Below are 262 nucleotides of genomic sequence, written 5' to 3'. Positions count from 1 at the left end.
GAAGAAGCGCTGACGGACGGTCCCGACCTGGCTCTCGACCTGTCCCTTCTCCCAGCCCGAGGCCGGGGTGCAAGCCACCGGATCCACGAGATAATGGCCGCACATCTGAAGGAAGCGACGGTTATAGGCCCGGTTCTTGCCCACGAAGATCGCATCCACTGCCGTCTTCATGTTGTCGTAGATCCCGCGCGTGCAGGTGCCCTTGAAGAAGGCGAAGGCCCGATCATGCGCGTCGAACACCATCTCCTGCGTCTCGCGCGGG

Annotated in this window: 1 pseudogene; it reads right to left on the bottom strand. The window is 63.0% G+C overall.

The features are described from left to right. Positions 1 to 262: pseudogene (locus Q5Y72_RS19840) on the bottom strand (IS21 family transposase); the annotation flags it as partial.

This window comes from Paracoccus spongiarum, assembly GCF_030732095.1.
In the GTDB taxonomy this organism is placed as follows: Bacteria; Pseudomonadota; Alphaproteobacteria; order Rhodobacterales; family Rhodobacteraceae; genus Paracoccus; species Paracoccus spongiarum.
Note: the sequence above shows the minus strand (reverse complement) of the source record. Positions and strands in the feature narration are given on the sequence as shown.